This window comes from Halosimplex aquaticum (assembly GCF_028747785.1).
In the GTDB taxonomy this organism is placed as follows: Archaea; Halobacteriota; Halobacteria; order Halobacteriales; family Haloarculaceae; genus Halosimplex; species Halosimplex aquaticum.
In genome coordinates this window covers 1,873,832-1,893,996 of the sequence record NZ_CP118158.1, presented here as the reverse complement: position 1 = coordinate 1,893,996, position 20,165 = coordinate 1,873,832, and the positions used below count along the sequence as shown (strand labels likewise).

Below are 20,165 nucleotides of genomic sequence, written 5' to 3'. Positions count from 1 at the left end.
TCGGGCCCGGCCGAGGTGGTACGGTAGTCCGAGTCACCGACTGCGACCCGGCCGGACCACGCGGTTTTTTCTCGTCGCCGGGCGACGCTTCGGACACCAACCATGCCCGCGTTCAAGACGCTCGACGACCTCGACGACGGCCAGCGCGTCCTCGTCCGCCTCGACCTCAACTCGCCGGTCGAGGACGGACAGGTCCAGGACAACCGCCGCTTCGACCGCCACGCCGAGACGGTGCGCGAACTCGCAGACCGGGACTTCGCGGTCGTCCTCATGGCCCACCAGGGCCGACCCGGCCGGGACACCTTCGTCTCGCTCGAACAGCACGCCGACATCCTCGCCGACCACGTCGGCCGCCCGGTCCAGTTCGTCCCCGACACGTTCGGCGACCGGGCCATCTCGGCCATCAACGACCTCGACGGCGGGGAGGTCCTCCTGCTGGAGAACACGCGGATGTGCGACGAGGAACTGCCCGAGGAAGAACCGACGGTCAAAGCCGAGACGGAGTTCGTCCGGGCGCTCGCGCCGGAGTTCGACGCCTACGTCAACGACGCCTACTCGGCGGCCCACCGCTCGCACGCCTCGCTCGTGGGCTTCCCGCTGGCGCTCCCGGCCTACGCGGGTCGGGTCATGGAGACCGAGTACGAGGCCAACACCGCCATCGCCGAGCGCGAGTTCGACGGCAACGTGACGATGGTCGTCGGCGGGACCAAGGCCACGGACGTGATCGACGTGATGACCGCGCTGGAGGACAAGGTGAACGACTTCCTCCTCGGCGGGATCGCCGGCGAACTCTTCCTGCGAGCCGCGGACGTGCCCGTCGGCCGCGACATCGAGGGGATGGATCTCTTCGACGAGCAGTGGGAGGAGAACGAGGAGACCATCGAACACATCCTCGACGAGTACCAGACCCAGATCCACCTCGCGCTCGACCTGGCCTTCGAGGACGAGGACGGCGAGCGCGACGAGATCGAAGTCGAGGACATCGCGGAGAAAGACCGGGCGTTCCTCGACGTGGGGTCGAACACCGTCTCGGAGTACGCCGCGTTCGTCGAGAACTCCGAGGCGGTCTTCGTCAAGGGCGCGCTGGGCCTGTTCGAAGACGAGCGGTTCGCCGACGGCACCGTCGGCGTCCTCGAAGCCATCGCCGAGACCGACTGCTTCTCCGTCGTCGGCGGCGGCGACACCTCCCGCGCCATCGAGATGTACGGGCTGAGCGAGGACGACTTCGACCACGTCTCCATCGCCGGCGGCGCCTACATCCGCGCGCTCACCGGCGAGCGGCTCGTCGGCGTCGAGGCGCTACAAAGCGGGAACTGACCGGAGAGCTGTTCGGTTCGATCTTTTGACTCCGACCCGCCGACGATCCTCTCGACGCTACCGCCGACACCAGGCGTGACGGCTCTCCCAGTCGTCCGCCGGTGGGTCCGCTCTGACGACGCTCTCGCCGTCCGCCGGGTCTCCTTCCTCGCTGTCCTCGCTCGCGTCGAGCCGTGCGTGCCGCCGCGTCCAGTCGTCACCGGTGTCTCGCATACGCCTCCGTTGGGCGACTGCGACTAAATTTCTTTCTCTGAGGGGCGAAATAAAATAACTCGGCGGCGAGTTAATCCCTCGGTGCCGGGCAGCCAGCGGAGAGAACGGACGCCCGGTTCTGGGCGGTCAGTTCGGCGGTTCGTCCCACTCGTCGGCGGAGTCTTCGGGCTCGTATCCGAGCACCTCGCGGGCGTGGTCGATGTCGAACCACCGGTTCCGGTTGTCGCTGACGCCGTAGAAGACGTCGAAGGAGACGGAGTCGTCGTCGAGACAGCGCTCGATCAGTTGAGCGCAGTCCCGTCGGGAGTGCCACATGCAGCGCAGTCGGGCGACCTGTTCGTCGTAGGCGTCCGAGTCGCGCTCGAAACTCCCCCTGTCGACGCCGCGCTCGGCGTCGCCGAAGGGGTGGTCGTACTCGGGGTCGCGCACCGCGCAGATCCGGAGGGCGTACACCGACAGGTCCGAGGACTCGGCGGCCAGCCGGCCCAGGCCCTCGCCGTAGACCTTCTCGACGCCGTACATCGAGTCGGGGCGGGGCTGGACGGTGTGGTCTACCTCGACGTTCGCCCCGTAGTAGATGTCCGGCATGTTCGTCTTCTCGTACATCCCGACGGCGTGGTTCGAGGAGGCGTAGACGAACGTGTCCAGCCCCGTCTCCAGGGCGGCGTTGTACACCGAGGCGTGGAGTCGCAGGTTCTCCAGGTGCTCCTCGCTCCAGACGACGGACTGGTCGCTGGTGCCGCCGACCTCCATCTGGACGCGCGCGAGGTGGACGACGGCGTCGGCGCCGGCGACCTGCTCGCGGACGACCTCCTCGTCGGTCGCGTCGGCGACGACCGACTCGACGTCGGGGTCGGGGTGCTCCTCGACGTCGAGGCTGGTGAACGAGTGCTCGCCGTCCCCGAGGTGGTCGGTGATCGCCGTGCCGATCGTGCCCGCGCCGCCGGTGATGAGTACGTCCATACCGCTCGTTCGGCGCGGCTCTCCTTCAATCCGCGCAATGGAGCGGTCGGCGCCGGTTTCCGAGGGGAAGCCTTGATTGGGCGAGTGGCCGAACGGCCGAGCATGGAACTCGGCATCGTCTCCGACACGCACGACAACCTCGATGCGGTCGAGGAAGCCGTATCGGTCTTCGAACGCGAGGACGTCGACGCCGTCGTCCACTGCGGGGATGTCGTCGCCCCGTTCTCGGCGGCCCCCTTCGACTCGGGGGCCTTCGACTTCTACGCCGTTCGCGGCAACAACGACGGCGAATGGGCGCTCCGGTCGACGGTCGACGAGTTCGGCACCTACCTCGACGAAGTGGGCGATCTGACGCTCGACGGGAGCGAGATCGCGGTGTATCACGGCACCGGCGCACCGCTCGTCGACGCGCTGGTCGAGTGCGGTCGCTACGACTACGTCCTCCACGGACACACCCACGAGTTCGTCCACGAGGACCGCGACGGGACCGTCCGGATCAACCCCGGCGGGATCCCGTTCGGGGGCGACTCCGGCGGCCACTACGCGGTCGTCCTCGACACGGACAGCGGCGAGATAGAGCGGTTCGAACTGTTCTGAGCGCGGCGAGAGAACCTCGAAAAGAGAGCGCGACCGTTACTCGTCGGACTCGCGGCCGCCGTCGGTGAGCGTGGGCGCCTGGGCGACGGGGTCGCGGACTGACCGCCCGATCTGGCCGTCGAGGCCGAGGGCGTCCTCGGTCAGGGCCATGCTGTCTTCCTTGTCGGCGGTGTCGACGACGGCGCGGATGGCGTCGACGTTCTCGGGCACCACGTCGGCCTCCTGGTGGATGGCCTGGAAGCAGTACATGTCGCGGCCGTCGACGGTGATGGAGTCGCCCCAGATGCAGTTCTCCCAGCAGTCCCCGCGCGGGCGGCCGGCGTCCTGGACGAACTCCTTGAGCTTGCCTGCCCCGTCGATGTCCAGTTCCGGCGGCAGGACGAACAGCCGGGACTCGGCGTCGAGCAGTTCGCGGACGGACTCGGCGTCCGTCTCCGACTCCAGGGTCACGTTGACCGCGTGGGTGTGCATCAGCGTCGCGGGCACCTTCATGCCCATCGTGTCGACGCTGATGTCCGGGAAGACGGTGTTCAGGTCCGGGCCGTGGTGCGAGGGGATCTCGACGGGGTCCGGCAGGGTGTCGTTGATCGGGCCGCGGCCCGTCTGGGAGGGGTCGCCGCCGCGGCGGACGAGCGTGACCCGGGCCTTCTCGACGCCGTACTCCTCGACGATCGGCGCGAGCAGTCGCGAGAGCCCCGTCGTGTTACAGGAGACCACGCGGACGTAGTCGGCGCCGCGTGCGGCCTCGTAGTTGGCGCGGGCGTTGAAGCTCACCTCGGCCACGTCGGCGTCTTCGCCGCCCTGGAAGAGCGCGGGCGTGTCGTGTTCGCGGTACAGCTCGGCGTTCTCCGCGCCGATTCCCGCGGGCGTCGCGTCGACCACGACGTCGCTCTCGGCGACGAGTTCGTCGACGGTGCCGGCGACATCGAAGCCCGCCTCCGCGAACTCGTCGGTGCGGTCTTCGTCGACCGCGTAGAGGGGGTAGCCGCGTTCGAGCGCGACTTTCGCTTCGAAGTTCGGACTGGTCTTGGCGACCCCAGCGACGGACATGTCCGGCTGAGCGCGCACCGCGTCCGCGACGCGCTTTCCGATTGTCCCGTATCCGTTGACGCCGACGTGGATCATATCCAATCGTTCGGCGGGCACCGGCATAATTCTTTTCACGATATTTTACGAGAAATTAACTCAGATGCGAAAAAGAAGTTCCGGCACGTCAGCCCCTCACGTGGCCAATGTCACGCAATAGCACGCCACGAGAAACCGGCGGTGTCGGTCGCCGTCACCCGGGGTCCGTGGCGTTCGAGACGGCGGGCCGGGAACCGCGCGAGGGGTCGGGACTCTGGGTCGGCCCCGGCGTGAGCGTCAGTTCCGGCGGCGGTCCGTCGATCGTCGCGTCCGCCGGAGTGCGTGTCGTCCCGTCGGTCGGCGCCCAGGGCGGTCGGTCCACCGTCGTCTCGCCGACTTCGGTGTACGCGTAGCGCCACTCGACGGAGAAACTGCGCTCGGTCCCGACGAGGTCGAACTCGTAGTGGACGGCTTGGACGTACCCCTCCGGGGCGATCCAGAGCGTGGCGGTGAAGTTGCGGAGCGCGTACGCGTCGTAGATCTGGGCGAGTTCCGGCGGCGCCCGCGTGGCGAAGACCCGCGCGTAGCGGCGACCGCCCCGTTCGACGACGTCGAGTTCGTCGTACCCGCTCCGGAGGAACGCGCTCACCTCGAAGGCGACGAGGTGGGCGAACCGCTCCCGGGCCGGGTCGTCGTCGCGGACGGATACCGGCGTGACGACGGTCTTCTCGTCGGTGACGACGCGGCGGTAGGCGCCCTCGGGGCCGACGTACGTCGTCGTGACGTTCCGGGAGCCGACACCCCGGTCGCGGCGGAGGTAGGTGCCGTCGTCCGCGACTTCGACGCGCCGCTCGAACCGGTCGGCGACGGACTGGGTCCCCCCGGCGGTCCAGCGCGCCCACTCGACCGTGTACGACCGGGTCGAGAGGTACGCGACGTGGGCCGACAGCAACCGCTCGACGTCGATGCCCGTTCGGGCCGAGACGCCCGGGAACGAGTCCAGGTCCGAGCGGACCGTGGGCGCCGCCGCGGTCGGCGTCGTCCCGGCCGAGTCCGTGGCGGAGGGGACCGGAACCGGCGTTATCGTGTCGGTGGCCGGCGCGTCGGCCGACGGCGAGAGGGCGCTACAGCCGCCGAGGACGACCAGGAGCGTGATCGCGGCCATCGCCCACCGACGTCGGCGAGTCATGGGTTCTCCGACGGCGCCGGGTCGGTTCGGGACCGGGTAGCCGGCAGCGGGGCGGGCCCGGAGGAGCCGTTCGTCGGAAGACCGGTCGCCGTCGCGGCGCGCTCCCCTCTCGACTCGGTCGCCCACTCGGGGCGGTCGACGGTCGTCTCGCCCACGCGGCCGTAGTCGGCCCGCAGGGCCACCGCGACTCGGTCCGTCCGGAGTTGATAGTCGTAGCTGACGACGAGCGACCGGACGAACCCCGCGGGGGTGAGATACGCCGTCGCGCTGTAGTTGTGGATCGTCAGTTTCGGGTGGCCGTCGCGGATCCCGCGCGCCGGGGCGGTGGCGTGCAGGCGGTAGAACGTCTGCCCACCACGTTCGACCCGGGCGACGCTGGCGCCCCGCGTCGGCAGGTAGCGGCGCAGCGACCGCGTCGTCGTCAGGTAGTTGCGGTAGTCGATGACGCTCGCGAGGTGGCGGACCGTCGAGGCGTTGCCGAGGACCGTCCGGGCGTAGGCGTCCGTTCCGTTCGCGTAGAGCGCGTCGCGATGCCCGGGCGACCGCTCCGTCCTGAACAGGTACGAGCCGTCGCGTCCGACTCGCAGCCGCTTCGAGACGGCGTCGACGGTGACGCCGGCGTTCAGGTCCCGCCGTTCGTACTCGACCGACCAGGTGAACGAGCGGTTGGCCAGTGCCCGGCGGTGAGCGGCACCGAGCGCTGTGGGCGAGATCGACCCGTTGGCGGCGACGCCGGGCGGCGGGGAGAGCGCCTCGCCCGGCGCGGTCGTGTCGGTCGGCACGGACAGCGGCGTGACCGTCTCCGCCAGTGTCCCGGCGTCGCCAGTCGGAGCGAACGCGCTACAGCCGGCTAGCACTACCGCGAGCGCCGCCGCGGCGGCGAATCGCCGGCTCATCCGTCGCTCCTAGGGGCGAGACCGACATAAGCGGCGTGCCGGCGCGCTGGCGGGCGCTACTCCCGCACGAGCGCGGTCGGTCGGTCGGCTCTCGGTCGACAGACCGCACGAGAGGGCGAGCGATCGGGGGATGGCGACGGGCCGTGAGCGAAACAGCCAAGAGCGGCGGCGCGAACCAGAGGAGTGTGCGCATCGAGAACAGCTTCATTCCGGTCACGGGCGTGGGCGAGCGGACCGAGCGCTCCCTCTGGGAGGCGGGCGTCACCCGCTGGGAGTCGTTCGCTCCGTCGGCCGTCGGCGCCAAACAGGCCGAGAACATCGAGTCGTTCATCGCGGAGGCGAGCGAGCGTCTGGACGACGGCGACGCCCGCTTCTTCCGCGAGCGGTTCCCCTCCGGGAGCCACTGGCGGTGTTACGAGAACTTCCGCGAGGAGACGTGCTTCCTCGACATCGAGACGACGGGCCTCGACCAGCGCCGTCACGACGTGACGGTGGTCGGGACCCACTCGCCCGGCGACACGGAGGTGTTCGTCGCCGGCCGGGACCTGACCGCCGAGCGCCTCCAGCGCCGCCTCGACGACGCGAAACTCCTCGTGACGTTCAACGGCAAGCGCTTCGACGTGCCGTTCCTGGAGTCGGCCTTCGACGTGGACGTCGACGTCCCCCACGTCGACCTGATGTACCCCTGCCGGCGACTGGGCCTCACCGGCGGCCTCAAGGCCATCGAGCGGGAGACCGGCATCGAACGCGACCGCCAGGACCTCTCCGGCGAGGACGCCGTCCGCCTCTGGCGCGAGTACGAACGCGGCGACGAGGGGGCGCTGGAGACGCTCGTCTCCTACAACCGCGACGACACCGAGAACCTCCGACTTCTCGCCGACCACGTCACCGACCTCCTCGACAGCGACGTGTTCGTTTCGCCGGAGTAACTGCCAGCCCGCCGAACCCTCCCGCTCTGCTCTGCCTGTTCTTTCCTTCATAGCGCTGAGTCGGTTCCGTCGGCGCTCCGCACGCAGGCGGCCCGCGCGGCGGTCGACAGCCCACCGCTGTCGGCCGACTTCCGGACGAACTGGCGGCGCCGAGGTCTCTCTGTCGGTGGATCTAAAGAAACTTAACGAACGCTTGCCAGGGATCTGGTATGAACCGGCCCTCCAAACGAAGCGCTCGCGCGCTCTTCGCCGTCGTGTTGGTCCTCGCGGCGGGAGCGGTAGCGAGCAGTTACGCGACGGCGGAGACGAACGTCGCGCGCGGACACGGGTCGCCCGGAGCCGGCGGCTCCGCCCCGGGCGAGACAGGCGTCGCTGCCCCCGAGACCCGCCCGCCCGACTACAGGGAACCGAGCGAGAACGGGTCGCTGACCACGGGCGCCGTCGACGAGTGGTCCGACGGGGCGGCGAGCCGAGCGGACGGGCGGACGCTCGTCGACCCCGCCGAACACGACCCGGAGAACCTGACTGTCGTCGGGACGCAAGGGTTCTATGCCTCGGACGAACAGGCGGAACTGGTCGCGTTCGACAGGGTGGGCGACGTCGCCTACTACGACGACTCCTACCGCGTGTACTTCGACGTGGACCCCGTCGAGGGGACCGACTACACGGTCGAGTACCTCGCGGCGAAACACCTCGACGGCGAAGCCTGCGCGAACGTCTCGACCGAACGCTGCACGTACAACGTGTTCAAGCGAGTGAACCTGACGACAGGCGAGGAGCGCGAGGTCTACGGCGAGGTGACGCCGCGCATCTACTCGGCGCGCTGGCACGACGTCGACCGGATCAACGACACCCACGTCGCCGTGGCGGACATCCTGCGAGACAGCGTGCGCGTCGTCAACACGACGACCGACGAGACGGTCTGGGAGTGGAACGCTTCCAGTTACTTCGCCCCCGACGTCGGCGGTGCGTCGGGCGACTGGACCCACATCAACGACGTGGAGGTGACGCCCGACGGTCGGTTCATGGTCAGCGTCCGGAACATGGACCGCGTCGTGTTCGTCGAACCCGGTGAGGGGGTCGACGCGAACTGGACGCTCGGGGCCGAGGACGACTACGACGTCCTCTACGAGCAGCACAACCCGGACTACGTCCCGCCCGCACAGGGCGGGCCGGCCGTCGTCGTGGCCGACTCCGAGAACAGCCGCGTGCTTGAGTTCCAGCGCGTCGACCCGGAGACGGGCAACGTGACGACCGCCGCGGACGGCGAGTGGCGCCGCTCGTGGGGCTGGCGCGACAGCCGGCTCCAGTGGCCGCGCGACGCCGACCGCCTGCCGGGAGGGGACACCCTGGTAGTCGACACCCACGGCGACCGCATCGCGCAGATCGCTCCCGACGGGAGCGTGAACTGGTCGCTCACTGTCGGCATGCCATACGACGTCGAACGGCTCGGGACGGGCGACGAGAGCGCCGGCGGCGACAGCATGCGGTCGATCCGCGATGCCCGCGGGACGACCGACGCCGGGTCCGGCGCCCGGTCCGGCGTCGGCGTCCCGATCGTCCAGCCCGCGAACGACGACGCCGACCCCGACGCGGTCCCTCCGGCCGGCCGCATCACCCACCCCGACCGCACCGTCGTCGAGACGGTCTGGGTCGGGCTCAAGGAGGTGACGCCGAGCATCGTCGTCAACGGAATTCTCTACGCCGCCCCGTCGTGGGTCCGGTTCACCGACCTCGCGTTCGGCGCCGTCGCCCTCGTCGCCGCGCTCTGCTGGGCCGGCGCTGAACTGTACTGGTCGCGGTACGCACCGCTCGGCCGCGCTCGGGCGGCACTCCGTTCGGTGCGACCGCGCTGAGTGGCTCGGCCGCATTCACCGTACTCGCCCGCGCCGATCGGGTCTCTCGTCGAGTACGCTCACCAAACCGCCGTGAGCGCCGCTCTCCGTTCGTCGTATCGATATCAAATTTAGTATATAAGTTGATCATTGATGGGTATTCCACTCCCATCTAATCCGTGAACGGGGGAAATAGCTGTTCGGTATACCGAAACATACGTTCGCTCGGCTCGGAGACGGCACTGACAGCCGTCTCGCGGTCGGCTCCGAGGCCGGCCACGTCTCCCGAACCGGCGGTGTTCGTCTACCGGAATTCCGATCTGATTGGGTTCGGGAACTCGAAGTGACGTGATGCGGACGCCAACGCGAGACCATCGACCGTCCGGCGCGCGATCGCTTCCAGAATCATACTCGAATAGACATCACTGACGAGATATCTGGTCATACACCGTTACTACAATTCGAGTAAACTATTGAAGTCGGTGTGCAGGGTCGATAGAAACAGTCTCCGGCGGCATTCGCGGTTTGCACAAATGAGTCACTCGAGACCGAGAATCAGAACCGCGTGGAGGTGTCGGCGACGAGCGGGGCAGGGGGAGTAACTGGACACTGAACCGTTGCGAGGAGTCGGCGGACGGAGACCGACTGGGTCGTTGTGAACGTCGCGGCGGCAGAGAGAAGCGGCGGCGTGAAAGAGAGACGGCCGACCGAGTGCGGTCAGACTTCGGTGACCCGCTGGTAGCTGTCGTCGAGCGCCTGGGCGTCCTCTTCGAGCAGGGCGACGACGACGTACTCGGCGTACTCGGAGACGTAGTCGACGAGGCGGGCGATGCGGTCGGAGTCGATGGCCTCGATGGAGTCGAGCAGGAGGAACGGACAGGTCTCGTAGACGTCGTGGGTGAGGTAGCCCGCGAGCGCGAAGATGAGACCGGTGACCTCGCGTTCGGACTCGGAGAGGTGGTCGATCGAGTCCTCGTAGGTCGTCCCGTCGTCGGTGCTGCGGACGACGTGCAGGTCGAAGACGGACTTCTCGACGCGGCGGCGGCCCTCCTTGACTCGCTGTTGTTTGCGCTCGATCCAGATCCGCTCGAGGTTCTCGTAGCCGAGCATCTCCAGGACCGACTCCATGTGCTCGTTGAACTGCTCGACGGCCTCGATCTCGATCCGGTCGATGCGCGTCCGCAGGTCCTCGATCTCGTCCTGGAGCGCCTCGCGCTCCTCCTTGAGGTCGTCGCGGCGGTCGAGTTCGGACTCGATGTGCTCGATCTCCTCGGAGACGTCCTCGAGGTCGTCCTGCCGGCGGCTGATCTCGAACTCCAGTTCGTTCGCCTCGCGGTGCAGGTCCAGCAGGTCGCTCTGGGTCTCGTCCTGGAGCTGCTCGACCTCCGTCTCGAGTTCGTCGATGCGGTCTTCGAGATGGTCGCGTTCGTCTTCGAGGTCCGTCACCCGTTCGCGGCGCTGTTCGAGTTCGGACTCGGCGCGACCGAGCCGGTCTTCGAGCTGCGAGCGCTGGCGCTTCTGTTCCTGGTAGGTCGCCTTCTCGGTCTTGAGGTCGTCGATCTCGGACTGCAGGTCCTGGCGCTCCGAGAGCTTCTCCTGGCGGAGGTCGCGGATGCGGTCCAGCGTGGACTCGACGTCGGTCTGGTCGACCTCGCTGCCGCACGTCCAGCAGACGACCTGGTCGTCGACGAGTCGGTCGGTCACCTGGTCGGCGTCCCCGCCGCGCAGCGCGGCGACGACGTCGGAGCTCGTGCCCTCGAGCATCTCCTCGTTGAACTGGATGACCTTCTGGAGCTCGTTGACGGTCGAGTCAAGCGCCTGGCGCTGCTCGCGCAGGCGCTCGATGTGGTCTTCGACCTCGGTGACGTCGCCGGAGACCTCCTGGGGGAGGTCCGTGAGCTCGGTCTCCACGGTCTCGATCTCAGATTCCAGCGCGCTGATGCTCTCGCGCTCGCTCTCGATGTTGTAGCGCACGTCTTCGAGGTCGGAGCGCGCGTCGCGGAACGCCTCCAGCGCCTCTTCGAGCTCGGCCTTCTGGTCGCGGGTCGTCCCTACGTCCTGGTCGGCCTCGTCGATCTGCTCTTTCTTCTCCTCGAGTTCCTCGCGCTTCTGCTCGATCTCCGCTTCGAGTTCGGTTCGTCGTTCCTCGAGATCCGGCAGGGTGTGCCGGAGCGACTGGAGGTCGTCCAGGCGCTGTTCGATCTCGTCGCGCTCGGTCTGGAGCTCTTCGATCTCCTCCTCGATGGCGGCCGTGTCCACCGGCCGCATGATGAGGTCGCGCAGGTTCTCGCTCCGCTCGACCGCGCGGCGGGCCTCGTTCGATTCGAGCAGGAAGACGAACAGGTCGGCGATCTCCGAGTCGTCGAGGTACGGGTCGCCGCTGGTGACGACCGTCCCGTTCTGTCGTTCGAGCGTCCGGGTGTAGGTCTCGTCGCCGACGGTCATCTCGACGTGGCCCTCGTCGGCGTCGCCCTTGAGTGAGACGTCGTCGCTCCCCAGGCCGGCCATGATGGCCTGCAGCAGCGATGTTCGGTTGGTCGCGTTACGCCCCGTCAAGATCGTCACGCCGGACGTGAACGAGACCGACGTTCGGTCGATCCCCCCCACGTTCTCCACGGAGACATCTACAGACTTCGCCATGCTATCAGTCGCTCCCATACGTACGGAGTGCGTTTACCAGTCTATAAATGTACTGCAACGTTCGTCTCACGGTCCGCGACGGTCGCTCTCGCTGACTGTTCTCCCTCGGTGCTCGTGCCGATCGATCCCGATCGGCGGAACTGATTACACACATACGAGTGTAAGGGTCACTCGTCGACGTGGCAGCGACAGCCCCCGCGTTCGATGAGGTCGATGGGGTCCTCCTGTCGGCCGCACTCCTGGCAGACCACCTGGACGTCCGCGATGACGTCGACCGGGCCGATGTCGAGGCGGTCCGTCGAGCGGAGGTTCTCCACGTTGCGCCTGGTGACAGCGCTCAGGCGGCTGGTGAGCCGTTGTATCGTCTCGACCGACTTCTCGCGCTGGTTCTCGTCGTCGCCTGCCTCGTACTCGGCGTCGCGGTACTCCCGCAGGTACGTGTGGATGGCGTAGTGGCTCACGAAGTCGCTGCTGAGTTCGTCGACGTCGATGCCCTCGCGTTCGAGACGATTGCGCGCCTGCGTCCGCGCGCCCTCGGTCACGTCGTCGTCGGTGAGCAACTCGTAGATGTTCTCCAGTTCGCCCTGGAGGGTCACCACACCGGCTTCGTCCATCGCGCTCTCGAGCACGCGCCGATTGAAGTAGTGAGCGAGGTCGCGGAGGCTCTGGCGCTCTCGCCCTTCCCCGGTCCACCGTCGCTCCAGCTCCCGGCCCAGGTCGCCCAAATCGTACTTGCGCACGACCCGCTCGACCTTGTTGTCCGGACGCTCGTCCTGTCGATTCGTCATGTACCGGTTGCTACCACGGACTGGCTGATAGGTCTTCCGTTCGTCCAACCCGAAATCCTCGGGTACGGCCGGGTTTCGTCCCGGTAGCCGGTCTCATCGTAGATCGAACCACGGCGACACGTCGCCTCGCGTCCGCTCGCGAACGGCCCGAACCGCGACCGATTATAGGTAACAGCCACATCTAATATGTCGAGTTGATATTTACAGCAGACCGTTATGCGCTGAGTACTACCCAAGTACACTGTGTAGAGGGCGTGATATCCACTATATTCGCGTATAGGCGATCAGTCGAGACTCAGACTAGTACCGAGAGCCTGGGTGCGAAATTCCCGAGAGAGAAGTTATTGATGTGGATAATATGGCGATTCTAGTGAAACACGTCGATATGCAGCCGAAAACGTAAGGTACGTTACCGTAACGGAATAGGATAACGCAGGGATGATATCCAGGGGCCGCCGTCACTGCGACGGGTCGGGCGCGTCGGGTCGCAGGCGCGCGAGTCGCATCGCGTTGCCGGTGACGGCGGTGGTCATCCCGACGTCGCCGGCGAGGACGACGAACCAGAGGGGGACGGCCACGAACGGGAGGGGGATGGCGACGGCCAGCGCCGCCTTGACGAGGAGGCTGCCCCAGACGTTCTGCCGGATGATCCCGTTGCCGGCGCGGGCCAGCCTGTGCAGGTAGGGGAGCTTCGAGAGGTCGTCGCCCATCAGCGCCACGTCGGCGGTTTCGAGCGCGGTGTCGGTGCCGGCGGCGCCCATCGCGATCCCCACCGTGGCCGTCGCAAGTGCGGGCGCGTCGTTGATGCCGTCGCCGACCATCGCCACGTCCTCGTACTCCTCGGTCAGTTCCTCGACGCGCGCGACCTTCTCGTCGGGCAGCAGGTCGGCGGCGAAGTCGTCGACGCCCACCTGTTCGGCCACCGCGCGAGCGGTTCCCCTCGTTGTCGCCCGTGAGCATGACGAGGTGGTCGATCCCCTGCTCACGCAGTCGCTCGAGCGTCCGCCGAGCCTCCGGCCGGATCTCGTCGGCGATGGCGATCAGGCCCTCGATCTCGTCTTCAGTGCCGACGAGCACGACAGTCTTCCCCTCGGACTGCAGCCGCGGGATCGTCTCGTGGAGGTCGACGCAGTCGTCGCGGCCCTCGCAGACGGGGTCGGCGTCAGCGATCGCGACTCCGCCGTCGGTCGTCAGGTGGACGTGGTCGAGGTCGAAGCCCAGATCTGCGAACAGGCCCGGCTTGCCGGCGTAGTGCGTCCGACCGTCGAGGTCCGCGCGGACGCCCTTGCCCGTGATGCTCTGGAAGTCAGTCACCTCGCGGTCGGGCACGTCGCGGTCGTCCGCGTGGGCGACGATGGCGTCGCTGATGGGGTGTTCGCTCCGGCGCTCGATACTGCGAGCGCACTGGAGCACGTCGGTCGCGTCGTTGCCGTTGAGGCCGACCACGTCTGTCACGGACAGTTCGCCCGTAGTGAGCGTGCCCGTCTTGTCGAACGCGACAGCGTCGACGTCGCCCATCGCTTCGAGGTGGTTGCCGCCCTTGATCAGAACGCCGTTTTTCGCCGCGCTCGTGACGCCGGAGACCACGGTCACGGGTGTCGAGATGACGAACGCGCAGGGGCAGGCGATGACGAGCAGGGAGATGCCGCGGACGAACCACGTCGCCCACCCGCCGCCGAAGACGACCGGTGCGACGAACGTGGCGAGCAGGGCCGCCGCGACCACGACGGGCGTGTAGTAGTCGGCGAACCGCTCGACGAACTGCTCGCGCTCGGTCTTGTTGGCCTGGGCGTCCTCGACGAGTTCGACGATGCGGTCGATGGTGGTGTCGCCCGCCAGCGCCGTCGTCTCGACCGCCAGGAACCCCTGCTCGTTGATCGTCCCCGCGAACACCTCGTCGCCGACCTCCTTGTCGACGGGGACGCTCTCGCCGGTGATCGGGGCCTGGTTGACCGCGCTCGCGCCCTCGGTCACCGTGCCGTCCATCGGGATCTTCTCGCCGGGCTCGACGAGGACGGTCTCGCCGACGGCGACGTCCTCGACGGGAACCTCGACTTGCTCGCCGTCACGACGAACGGTCGCCACGTCCGGCGAGAGCGTCAGCAGCTCTTCGAGGGATCTGCGCGCCCGGTCGACCGAATACCGCTCCAGCAGTTCTGCGACGTTGAACAGGAAGGCGAGCGAGGCGGCCTCGACGTAGAAGTGCATCTCGGGGACGACCAGCGAGATGCCCGCGGCGCTGACGATCGCCACCGACATCAGGAAGTCGATGTCCAGGCTCAGGGTCTTCGCCGAGTAGTAGCCGTTCCGGACGATCACCTGGCCGCCCGCGAGGACCGCGACGAGATACAGCACGTCCGCGAGGAGCAACTCCCGGCCAGCGGCCGCCAGCACGGGTCCGTTCAGTCCCGACAGGCCGAACTGGACGAGCACGCCGAGCCCGAGGAAGACACCGCTGATCGCCGTCTTCCGGGCCCGCGCGGTCTCCCAGACGCTCTCCCCGCCTGCGGTTCCGTCCTCGGAACCGGTTCCGTCCGCGTCGGCGACGCCGTAGCCGGCGCTCTCGACCGCCGCGACGACGTCCGCCCGCGAGGTCAGGGACTCGTCGTAGGTGATCGTCGCCGTCCCCGCGGTCGGCCGCAGGTCCGTCGCAACCACGCCCTCGCGGTCGGCCAGCGCGCTGTCGACCTTGCTGGCGCAGGACGAGCAGTCCATGTCCGGGACCGAGAGCCTGACTTCGGTGCCCGCGGCGTCGGCGGACCCGTCGACCGCGGCGTCGTCACCTCCGGTCCCGCCGCCGGCGCATCGGCCCGTCCCCTCCTCGCCAGGGCAACAATCGCCTCTCTGCTTCGGGCCGTCGTCTGTCATTACGCGGACGTAGGCGATCGAGATATATTAACTCCGCTGCTACGAACCGGCCCTTTCTTGTTACGATTTGTTAACTGATCCGGGAGAAATTAATAATACTGCGGCCGCTACCGGTCCGCTTCCGGGGACTCCTCGGAGTCGGCGCCCCACGGGTCGGCGTCGCCGGGAGTCGGGGCTCGCAGGTCGATCGGGCGGATCCAGACGTACCACGCCGCGAGGACGATGCTGCCGTAGCCGATCGGCCAGACGAGGCCGCTGGCCGCCGAGAAGCCGGCGGACCTGACGAGGCCGGCGACCTGGCCCGTGAGCGCGACCCCGACGAGCAGTGCGAGCGCGAGCGCGATGTCTCCGCGGTCCATCTATCGCTTCGAGTTGGGCCCCGACGGACGTAAGCGGTTCGATGCGGTCACGGGCGAGCGGGACGAGGGGCCGGGTACATCCAAAACGACTTACTCGCCGCCGTCGATGCTCCGGGCATGACCGCCGCGCGCGAAGTCGAGTTGGAGGGCCACATCATCGACTCGGGGATGATGGGCGCCGCCTTCGGCATCATCATGGACCTCGGAGGCTCCTTCGACGTCGAGGAGTTCCGGATCGGCCGCCACGAGAACGAGGAGTCCTACGCCCGACTGCTGGTCGAGGCCGAGGACGAGGAGACGCTGCAGTCCATCGTCCACGAACTCCACCAGAACGGCGCGAATCCCTCGGACCCCAAGGACGCCACGCTCCAGCGAGCCCCGAAGGACAAGGTCGTCCCGTACGGCTTCTACTCGACGACCAACCACCCGACCGAGGTCCGCATCGACGGCGAGTGGATCGAGGTCGAGAACATCGAGATGGACTGCGCCGTGATCGTCGAAGAGCGGGACACCGAGGACGGCCCCAGCGCCTACACGGAGGTCCTCAGCGGCGTCGAGGAGGGCGACCGCATCGTCACCGGCGAGACGGGCATCCGCGTGAGCCCGCCCGAGCGACCGCGCAACCGCGAGGGCGCCTTCGGGTTCATGCAGGGCGGCGTCTCCTCGGAGCGCCCCTCCGAGTCCACCATCCGCCAGGTCGGCGACGCCATCGAGGAGACCAAGCGCGAGGGAGGCGACGTGCTCGCGGTCTGTGGCCCCGCGCTCATCCACTCCGGCGCCCGCGAGGACCTCGCCCGCCTCGTCCGCGAGGGCTTCATCGACATGCTCTCCATCGGCAACGGCTTCGCCGTCCACGACCTCGAACGCGACCTCTACGGCACCTCGCTGGGCATGGACACCGAGAGCCTCGACCACCCGCGCAAGGGCCACAAACACCACATCTACACCATCTCGGAGATCATCCGCGAGGGCGGCATCGAGGAGGCCGTCGAGAGCGGCACCGTCGAGTCCGGCGTCATGTACGAGTGCGTCGAGAACGACATCCCGTTCGTCATCGCCGGGTCCATCCGCGACGACGGCCCGCTCCCGGACACGATCACCGACTCGATGGAGGCCCAGAACGCCATCCGCGAGCAGGCCCACGAGGCCGATCTGGTCCTCATGCTCTCGACCTTGCTGCACTCGGTGGCGGTCGGGAACTGCCTCCCGTCGACCACCCGGACCGTCTGCGTCGACATCAACCCCGCGACGGTGACCCAGTTGCTCGACCGCGGCAGCGACCAGGCCGTCGGGATGGTCACCGACATCGGTACCTTCGTGCCGATCCTGGCCGACCACCTGCTGGACGAGGGGTGAGTTGGCTCCCGCGCTGAACGGAGTGAGGCGCCTTTTTGCCCCATCTTTTTGGCCGAGCGGTCGCGAGCGAAGCGAGCGGCCCGAGGCGAAAAAGGTGGATCGCGCACCTTCGTGCCGATCCTGGCCGACCACCTGCTGGACGAGGGGTAGGACTGGTTGAACTGACGACGTTGCAGTCGTGCCGCTTTCGTGCTAAATTTCCCACCCGTCGAAAGGGCCTATCAGCGGCTGATTCTACTTAAAATCGCGTTTAAGCATCCGTCGGGGATACTTACCAGTCGGCTGTAGTCCCGAGCGGGATGCGCCCACATTGCCCACCCCGCGATAGAATCGAGGCGGGCGGACCGCCGTGGTCCGTCCGCAGACAGCCCTCCCGCCGGACAGCGGGGGTGATCCGGTGAAGCGCCGGACGTACGGTACCGTCGGGATCGTCGCGGTGGTCCTCGTGGCCGCCCTCGCCGTCGTCTCCGCGGGCGGCGTCCCGCTCGGCGGCGACGGGCCCGCCGACGCGACGGTGACGCCCGACCGTGCCAACGCGACGACGATCCACCACGACGGGTCGCACCTCTCGCTGGAGGGCGCGGCGAACCAGACGATCAGCGGCGAGACCGACCTCGCGCCCGGGACGGAGCTGGCGGTGCGGGTCGTCTCCGACGAGCCCGCCAGCCCGTTCCTCGTCTCGGAGACGGCGACCGTCGGCGAGGACGGCGCGTTCTCGGCGACCGCCGACCTCTCGCTGGTCGACGCGGACGCCGACGCGTGGGTCACGGTCTACGGCAACGGCACCGAACTCGCGAACGTCAGCGCCCGCATCGCCGCGGTCGAGAGTGAAACCCCGACGGACGGCCCCGACTCCGACGGCGTGCCGTCGCTGGAGTACGAGGGCGACCGCCTCACGCTCGCGGCGCTCGAAAACGAGACCGTGCGCGGCGAGACGAACCTGTCGGCGGGCTCCGAGGTGACCGTCCGACTCACCTCGACGTCCGACGCCTCGCCGTTCCTCGTGCAGAACACGGCGACCGTCGCCGAGGACGGCACCTTCGCCGCGCCGGTCGACCTCGTCGGCATCGCAAACGGCTCGACCTTCGAGGCCGTCGTCCGCCACGACGGCGAGACGCTCGCGTCCGCCGAGGGCATCGTCGTCGGCGGGGTCAACGAGGAACCCACCGGCGACTCGACTCCGACGAACCGCACCGGGACCGTCGAGGAGTCCAGTCGCGTCGCCGAGGAGGACCACAACACGACCCTCGACTACGACGGCGACAAGCCGACCGTCGAGTCCGCGGCCGGTCAGGAGATCGCCGGCGAGACGGATCTCCCGGCCGGGAGTAACGTGACTCTCCGGATCGCATCGAAGGGCGGCGCGAACCCGTTCCTCAAGAGCGCCACCGCCACCGTGAGCGAAGACGGGCGGTTCACCGCCGGGTTCAACATGACCGGTGTCCCGTCCGGGACGACCTTCGAGGTCGTCGTCTACCACGACGGCGAGCGTCTCGCCGTCGCCGACGGCGAGGTGGTCGAGTAAGCCGGTCCCGCCGCTCCCGAATCGCCGTCATCGCCCATCGCTTGCCGTTTCCCCTGTCTCCCGGTCCCACCGGGATTCGTTTTTCCCGTCGTGCTCTATACGCCTTCGACCGTCTCGCGGAAGGCGACGACTGACTCGTGCGCGTCGGTGACCTGGTCGGCCACGTCGGTGTCTTCGAGGTCGTGCAGCGCGTTCTCGATGCGGGCGAGGCGCCCGTGGTCCGGGTCGCGGTCGCGCGTGGCGAGGGCGTCGAGCTGGTCGGCGAGGCTGTCGAGGCGCTCGGCCGCGTCGTCGTCCTCGGTCGCGTCGGCTGCCGATTCGAGTGTGTCGCTCGCGGTTGCGAGGTTTTCGCGCGTCATGATCGACGGTTCTCGGGACCCCGCGTTAACACTTGCGGAGAACGTCTTCGACCGGGATCACTCGCCCTCGGCTCGCCGGCGCGACTCGGCGTCCGCGTGGAAGGCGAAGAAACCGCAGACGAACGAGGCGATGGTGAGGGGGAGCCACATCTCGACGAGGACCGCGGCAACCGGCCGGATCTGGCCGCGTCTGGCCTGCGGGATGACCGGGAGAATCTCGTGGGCGGTCCAGACCAGCCCGTGTAGCGCGTCGAGTAGCGCGTACCGGTTCGTCCGCGCGAGTATCCAGACCACGAGCGAGACCGTCGTCAACGCGTGCCAGGACTCCCAGTCGGCCAGGGTCCGGCGGATATCGGGAGACATCTGTCGGTTCGAGGACTGGACGGTGGTTCGTAGATCGACGGAATCAGTCTTGTGGTCGCCGAGGTCCCCCTCCTGGCGGGACGAAGCGGGCGATGGGAGAGGACGAGTGTCAGCAGTGGGTGGGGGGACGGGAGTCTGGGGTCGGGTAGAGGTTCCGGTGTTGGCGGTCGAATAGGGGGTCGAAGTTGGGTAGGGGTTGGGATCGGGTGGGGGGTTGGGGTCCGTGTCAGCGGTGGGTCAGGGGGGGTAACCGCGGAACGTCAGTAGCCGACGCCGAGGTGGGTGTGGACCTCGTCACCGGATTCGAGTTCGTCGGCGAGCGCGACCGCGTAGTCCTCGGCGGTGATGTAGCTGTCGCCCTCGTTGTCGACGACGAGTTCGCCCTCGGCGGTGCGGTACTCGCCGGTCCGCTCGCCGGGTTCGATGATCCCCGGCGGCGCGAGGTAGGACCACTCGACGTCGTCGGCCTCGCGGACGACCTCGAAGGCGTCGATGTGGGCCTGCGCGAGGGGGACGAGTTCGTCCGGGAACGCGTCGGTCTCGACGAACTGCGTGTCCTCGTCGACGTAGAGGCTGCCGGCGCCGCCGACCCACAGCAGGCGGTCGGTCTCGGCCGCGCGGACGCCGTCGACGACGGCGTCGGCCATCTCGACCAGAATATCGAGGTCCGCGTCGTCGCTGGGGCCGAGCGCGGAGACCACGGCGTCGTGGTCCGCGGCCGCGTCGGCTATCTCGTCGGCGTCGGTCGCGTCGACGGCGACGGCCTCGAAGTCCTCGCCGTCGACCGCGTCGATTTCTCCGCTGCGGGAGGTCCCCGTCACCGCGTGGTCGCGGGCGAGGAGTTCGTCTGCGATACGCTGCCCGATCGTGCCGCTCGCACCGAGTAGGAGTACGTTCATTGTG

Annotated in this window: 17 protein-coding genes and 1 pseudogene; 6 read left to right on the top strand and 12 right to left on the bottom strand. The window is 68.1% G+C overall.

Annotated elements, in window-relative coordinates:
- Positions 1-102: 102 nt before the first annotated feature.
- The gene (locus PSC72_RS09560) at positions 103-1,317 is read left to right on the top strand and encodes a phosphoglycerate kinase (protein WP_274325652.1); all 1,215 of its coding nucleotides are present in this window, start codon (positions 103-105) and stop codon (positions 1,315-1,317) included.
- A gap of 57 nt (positions 1,318-1,374) precedes the next feature.
- On the opposite strand, the gene PSC72_RS09555 is transcribed toward PSC72_RS09560, so the two are convergent.
- Entirely contained in the window at positions 1,375-1,530 is a 156-nt protein-coding gene (locus PSC72_RS09555; RefSeq protein WP_274325651.1) for a hypothetical protein, read from the bottom strand.
- Positions 1,531-1,656: 126 nt separating this feature from the next.
- Positions 1,657-2,493, bottom strand: a complete 837-nt coding sequence (locus PSC72_RS09550) for an NAD-dependent epimerase/dehydratase family protein (RefSeq protein WP_274325650.1) — start codon at positions 2,491-2,493, stop codon at positions 1,657-1,659.
- A 102-nt stretch (positions 2,494-2,595) separates the two neighbouring features.
- Here PSC72_RS09550 and PSC72_RS09545 point away from each other — a divergent pair, with 102 nt between their 5' ends.
- A complete protein-coding gene (locus PSC72_RS09545) occupies positions 2,596-3,090 on the top strand; it encodes a metallophosphoesterase (protein WP_274325649.1) in 495 nt (164 codons plus the stop codon).
- A 36-nt stretch (positions 3,091-3,126) separates the two neighbouring features.
- On the opposite strand, the gene PSC72_RS09540 is transcribed toward PSC72_RS09545, so the two are convergent.
- The 3 genes from PSC72_RS09540 to PSC72_RS09530 all read right to left on the bottom strand — a co-directional run bounded on the left by PSC72_RS09540 (position 3,127) and on the right by PSC72_RS09530 (position 6,240).
- Entirely contained in the window at positions 3,127-4,215 is a 1,089-nt protein-coding gene (locus tag PSC72_RS09540) for a type II glyceraldehyde-3-phosphate dehydrogenase (RefSeq protein WP_274325648.1), read from the bottom strand.
- A gap of 154 nt (positions 4,216-4,369) precedes the next feature.
- Positions 4,370-5,344 carry a DUF7537 family lipoprotein gene (locus PSC72_RS09535; protein WP_274325647.1) on the bottom strand — a complete coding sequence of 325 codons (975 nt, stop codon included), beginning with the start codon at positions 5,342-5,344 and terminating at the stop codon, positions 4,370-4,372.
- Positions 5,341-6,240 (bottom strand): hypothetical protein, encoded by a 900-nt coding sequence (locus PSC72_RS09530; RefSeq protein ID WP_274325646.1) that lies wholly within the window; start codon positions 6,238-6,240, stop codon positions 5,341-5,343. The genes PSC72_RS09535 and PSC72_RS09530 overlap by 4 nt, the downstream gene beginning before the upstream one ends.
- Before the next feature lie 185 nt (positions 6,241-6,425).
- On the opposite strand from PSC72_RS09530, the gene PSC72_RS09525 reads away from it, so the two are divergent.
- Both PSC72_RS09525 and PSC72_RS09520 read left to right on the top strand, forming a co-directional pair.
- A complete protein-coding gene (locus tag PSC72_RS09525) occupies positions 6,426-7,169 on the top strand; it encodes a ribonuclease H-like domain-containing protein (protein ID WP_274325645.1) in 744 nt (247 codons plus the stop codon).
- A gap of 209 nt (positions 7,170-7,378) precedes the next feature.
- The gene (locus tag PSC72_RS09520; protein ID WP_274325644.1) at positions 7,379-9,025 is read left to right on the top strand and encodes an aryl-sulfate sulfotransferase; all 1,647 of its coding nucleotides are present in this window, start codon (positions 7,379-7,381) and stop codon (positions 9,023-9,025) included.
- A gap of 696 nt (positions 9,026-9,721) precedes the next feature.
- Here PSC72_RS09520 and PSC72_RS09515 read toward each other — a convergent pair.
- The 4 genes and pseudogenes from PSC72_RS09515 to PSC72_RS09500 form a co-directional block, all read right to left on the bottom strand.
- On the bottom strand, positions 9,722-11,662 hold the full coding sequence (locus tag PSC72_RS09515) for an archaea-specific SMC-related protein (protein WP_274325643.1): 1,941 nt from the start codon (positions 11,660-11,662) through the stop codon (positions 9,722-9,724).
- 149 nt (positions 11,663-11,811) lie between these two features.
- Positions 11,812-12,432 (bottom strand): rod-determining factor RdfA, encoded by a 621-nt coding sequence (gene rdfA, locus PSC72_RS09510; RefSeq protein ID WP_274325642.1) that lies wholly within the window; start codon positions 12,430-12,432, stop codon positions 11,812-11,814.
- A gap of 458 nt (positions 12,433-12,890) precedes the next feature.
- Positions 12,891-15,300: pseudogene (locus tag PSC72_RS09505) on the bottom strand (heavy metal translocating P-type ATPase).
- 107 nt (positions 15,301-15,407) lie between these two features.
- Positions 15,408-15,659: a hypothetical protein gene (locus tag PSC72_RS09500; RefSeq protein WP_274325641.1), complete on the bottom strand. Its 252-nt coding sequence runs from the start codon at positions 15,657-15,659 to the stop codon at positions 15,408-15,410.
- A 117-nt stretch (positions 15,660-15,776) separates the two neighbouring features.
- Between PSC72_RS09500 and PSC72_RS09495 the strand changes: the two genes are divergently transcribed.
- Positions 15,777-17,015 (top strand): ornithine cyclodeaminase, nickel-pincer nucleotide-dependent, encoded by a 1,239-nt coding sequence (locus tag PSC72_RS09495; protein ID WP_274325640.1) that lies wholly within the window; start codon positions 15,777-15,779, stop codon positions 17,013-17,015.
- 349 nt (positions 17,016-17,364) lie between these two features.
- Positions 17,365-18,540 carry a BGTF surface domain-containing protein gene (locus PSC72_RS09490; protein ID WP_274325639.1) on the top strand — a complete coding sequence of 392 codons (1,176 nt, stop codon included), beginning with the start codon at positions 17,365-17,367 and terminating at the stop codon, positions 18,538-18,540.
- A 95-nt stretch (positions 18,541-18,635) separates the two neighbouring features.
- Here PSC72_RS09490 and PSC72_RS09485 read toward each other — a convergent pair whose 3' ends face one another.
- From PSC72_RS09485 to PSC72_RS09475, 3 genes are all read right to left on the bottom strand, one after another.
- Positions 18,636-18,899 carry a DUF7553 family protein gene (locus PSC72_RS09485; protein WP_274325638.1) on the bottom strand — a complete coding sequence of 88 codons (264 nt, stop codon included), beginning with the start codon at positions 18,897-18,899 and terminating at the stop codon, positions 18,636-18,638.
- A 57-nt stretch (positions 18,900-18,956) separates the two neighbouring features.
- On the bottom strand, positions 18,957-19,262 hold the full coding sequence (locus PSC72_RS09480) for a hypothetical protein (protein WP_274325637.1): 306 nt from the start codon (positions 19,260-19,262) through the stop codon (positions 18,957-18,959).
- Between the two features lie 260 nt (positions 19,263-19,522).
- Positions 19,523-20,161, bottom strand: a complete 639-nt coding sequence (locus tag PSC72_RS09475; protein WP_274325636.1) for an NAD(P)-dependent oxidoreductase — start codon at positions 20,159-20,161, stop codon at positions 19,523-19,525.
- Positions 20,162-20,165: the final 4 nt, after the last annotated feature.